The 273-nt window shown below is 75.8% G+C and carries 1 protein-coding gene; it reads right to left on the bottom strand.

Going from position 1 to position 273, the window contains the following annotated elements; genetic code table 11:
• Nucleotides 1-273 (bottom strand): hypothetical protein (locus tag G3I40_RS18940; RefSeq protein WP_203644372.1); only part of this gene is annotated, 273 nt, incomplete at both ends.

The raw sequence follows: 273 nt of genomic DNA, 5'->3' as shown, positions 1-273 counted from the left end.
TTCGCCGGCCACGTCCGGTCGCACCGCTTCCAGCAGCGACTCGGCGAGGGCGTAGCGGCCCAGCAGGCGGTGGGCGCGGGCCCGCCACTCGGCCGCCTCCGCCCGTAGGACGAGCGGCACTTCGGCGTCGGGCGACGAGGTCCTGTCGAGGATGTCGAGGGCCTCGTCCGGCCGTCCCGCGACGATCAGCGCCTTGCCCGTGCGCACGCGTTGTTCATGGAGCAGGGTCGCGTCCCCGAGGGCCTGGCCGGCGTCCCGGGGCAGCAGCCCCGA

Origin of the sequence: Streptomyces sp. SID14478 (assembly GCF_010548525.1) — a bacterium.
Taxonomy (GTDB): Bacteria; Actinomycetota; Actinomycetes; order Streptomycetales; family Streptomycetaceae; genus Streptomyces.
Note: the sequence above shows the minus strand (reverse complement) of the source record. Positions and strands in the feature narration are given on the sequence as shown.